Origin of the sequence: Streptomyces sp., from assembly GCF_031178505.1 — a bacterium.
GTDB classification, from domain to species: domain Bacteria; phylum Actinomycetota; class Actinomycetes; order Streptomycetales; family Streptomycetaceae; genus Streptomyces; species Streptomyces gulbargensis.
Window position 1 is genome coordinate 1 of the sequence record NZ_JAPSIW010000792.1, and the last position, 3,105, is coordinate 3,105.

The window sequence follows — 3,105 nt, forward strand, 5'->3', positions numbered from 1 at the left end:
CAGGTCGGCCGCCTCGTACGTGACGAGGGACCGCCAGTCGCCGGGGTGCCGGGCCAGATGGTCGGCGAGCGCCTCGGAGGTGCCGAGCACCCCGAGGAGCCGGTCCCGGAACGGCTTGGCGGAGAGCAGGGTGGCGGTGAGGGCGGGCCGCTCGGCGTCGGACTGCGCCTCGACCAGCCGGACCAGGCCGCGCAGGGCGAGGTCGGGGTCGGCGGTGGCGCCCAGGGCTTCGAGGAGGACGGGGTCGCCGCGCAGGGCCGAGAGCTCGGGCACGTCCAGGAGCCGTTCGGCCCCGGAGGGGTCGGTGAACCCGTGCCGCAGCAGCCGGGTGAACGTACTGCTCCTGCGCCCCGGCACCGTCATTTCCGCAAGCTCCCTCCGGCAGGTCGGCTCCCGGGACCGGGCCCTCCCCGTCCCCGGGTCGGACCCGTGGCGCGGCCCGCGGATCGAGCCTATCGGGAGCCGTGCGGGCGGGCGCCCATGCCTTCGGATCGAAGCAGATCACACGTGACATCTCGCACATCATGTGATTTTCCGACCGGATGCACCGTACTTCTTGAAAGTCCGTCTTGAGTGCGGGGCCGGTTCCGTGTGTGCGGGACGGGCCCCTCCTCCCCGTCGTCCCCACCGAAAGCGCGCCTCCACCGATGTCCGTCCGCCTCCGCCGTCCCGCCCGCCCGTCCCGCCGCCGGCTCCTCCGGTCGGCGGTCGCGACCGCCCTGGTCGGCGGCGCCTTCGCCGGGCTGCTGACGGTGACGGCGACCACGGCGGGACGGGCGGGGGCCGCGCCGCGGCCGGCCGGGACGACGCCGCCGGCCCGCCCCGCCGCCCCCCCCCCGGCCCCCGCGCCCCCGGCCCCGGCGGCGCCGACCGCCGCCTCCCCCGCCGCGCCGGCCGCTCCCGCCGGGCGGGCGCCCGCCTCCGTGGTGCAGATCGTGGCGCACCCCGACGACGACCTCTTCTTCATGAACCCGGACATCTCCCAGTCCCTGCGCTCCGGGCACCCGCTGACCTCCGTCTACCTCACCGCCGGCGAGTCCGACGGCGTCAACGCGCGCCCCGCCGACGCCGCCGCGACCGAACCCGACAAGGCCCGTTACGCCGAGGCCCGCCAGAACGGCATACGCGCCGCGTACGCCGAGATGGTCACCGGCGACCGCACCAGCGCCTGGGACCGCGAGGCGATACCCACGGCCGGCGGCGGGTCGGCCGAACTCGACACCCTCCGGGCGAAGCCGCAGGTCAAGCTGGTGTGGTTGCAGCTGCGCGAGGCCGGTTCGATCAGCGACGACCGGCCGCACAGCCTCAACGGCCTCTGGCACGGGCGCGTCGGCGCGCTCGGCTCCCAGCGCTCCTCCGGCACCCCGGTCCGCGCCGACTTCTCGTACACGAAGGAACAGGTCGTCGCCACGATCGCCGGCATCCTCGACCGCTTCCGCCCCACCTTCGTCCGCATGCAGGACCCGACCCCCGGCACGTACCCGGAGACCGGGCGGCTGCGCGACCATCAGGACCACCTGTACGGGGCGCGCTTCGCGCAGGCCGCGCTCGCCCGCTACGCGGACACCCCCGGGCACGCCCGCGTCGGCGTGCAGAACTACCTCGGCTACCCGACCAGCACCCTGCCGCACACCCTGGACCCCGAGACCGCCGACGCCAAGCTGCGCACCCTGAAGACGTACGCCTGGCTGGACGAGGTCAACGACTGCGCCGACCTCGCGGGCTGCGGCGACCTGAAGGTGGCGGCCCGGCCCGCCGGGCGCGGCTGGGCGCAGACCGTCCGGTACGCGCGCGGCACCTCCACCTCCTGGGTGCAGCGCGCCGCCGACGGCGGCCTGTACGCCTTCTCCGTTCTGGACGGCAGGCTCGCGACCTGGCGGAAGCCGGCCGGCGGCGGCTCCTGGCGGGGGCCGGTCCTGCTGCCCGGCGCCGGGCTGGACAGCGGCGTCACCGCGGTCCGCCTGCCCGGCGGCCGGATCGCCGTCCACGGGACCCACACCGTCCTGGGAGCCGGCCCCGGCGCGTACCGCCGCGAGGTGGTGACCACCGTCCAGGCCTCGCCCGGTGGCGCCTTCGGGCCGTGGCGCTCCCTGGGCACGCCCGAGCGGGACGACGCGCGCGGCACCTCGGACATCAGCGCCCCGGCCGTGACCGTGGGGCCCGACGGCCGGACCACCGTCTTCGTACGGGACAGCGCCCACCGCCTGACCGCCCGCGAGCAGCGCCCCGACGGCGGCTGGGGCCCGTGGCGGGCACTCGGCGGCGGGGACGTGTACGGCGACCCCGTCGCGGCGACGGACGCCCGGGGCCGCGCGTACGTCTTCGCGAGCACCCCGACCACCGTCCTGGCGTGGTCGCGCGAGCGCGCCGGCGGGCCGCTGACCGGCCCGGCGCGGACCGGGCTGCCCGCGACGACGCTGGCGCTGAGCGCGAGCGCCGCGCCCGGCGGCGACGGGGTGCGGCTCTGGTTCCGCAAGCCGGCCTCCGGCGACCTGCGCCTGGCCGACTTCTCCGGTACGGGGCTGGTCGCGCCGGTCACGGAGATCGCCGGGGGCGTGGCGGGCTTCGGCCCGGTCGGCGGCGGCGGCGCGGGCCTGCTCGCGGTGCGCTCCCGCACCGGTTTCCTGGCGACCGCGCCGCTCGGCGCGTCGGGCACCCGGCCGGTGTGGAGCGTGGAGCGGTTCCTCTTCGCGGGCGCCCCGGACGCGGGCACGGACGGCGTGGCGGCGATCGGCCTGGACGGCCGGCTGCACTGGACTCCCGCCGTCAGCTGAGTCCTCCGGGCGGTGGGCGTCCGGCAGTTCGGCGGTTCGGCGTGCGCGGGGGCGGTCCGTGGGCGACGGTGTACGAGCCCGCGCCCGGCGGGTCCTCGCGAAGGAGCAGGCATGAACTGGACGCTGGAAGTCGTACCGGTCCCCGTCACCGACATCGACCGGTCGAAGGAGTTCTACGGCGAGAAGTGCGGTTTCACGGTCGATCTGGACGACGAGGTCGCCCCCGGCATGCGCGTCGTGCAGGTGACGCCGCCGGGCTCGCGCTGTTCGATCACGATGCTGGGCGGCATGCCCCCGATGCCGGGTACGAAGGAGATGTCCCCCGGCACCC

The 3,105-nt window shown here is 76.7% G+C and carries 1 protein-coding gene and 2 pseudogenes; 2 read left to right on the top strand and 1 reads right to left on the bottom strand.

Annotation, left to right across the window (positions count from 1 at the left end; translation table 11 throughout):
• Positions 1-363: pseudogene (locus RIF68_RS32380) on the bottom strand (bifunctional glutamine-synthetase adenylyltransferase/deadenyltransferase); the annotation flags it as partial.
• Between the two features lie 284 nt (positions 364-647).
• Here RIF68_RS32380 and RIF68_RS32385 point away from each other — a divergent pair.
• A complete protein-coding gene (locus RIF68_RS32385) occupies positions 648-2,774 on the top strand; it encodes a PIG-L family deacetylase (RefSeq protein WP_309054834.1) in 2,127 nt (708 codons plus the stop codon).
• A gap of 111 nt (positions 2,775-2,885) precedes the next feature.
• A pseudogene (locus tag RIF68_RS32390) lies at positions 2,886-3,105 on the top strand (VOC family protein); the annotation flags it as partial.

Bases quoted from the DNA above. Each gene is read 5' to 3' on its own strand.
- RIF68_RS32385 (WP_309054834.1), top strand. From the start codon at position 648: ATGTCCGTCCGCCTCCGCCGTCCCGCCCGCCCGTCCCGCCGCCGGCTC.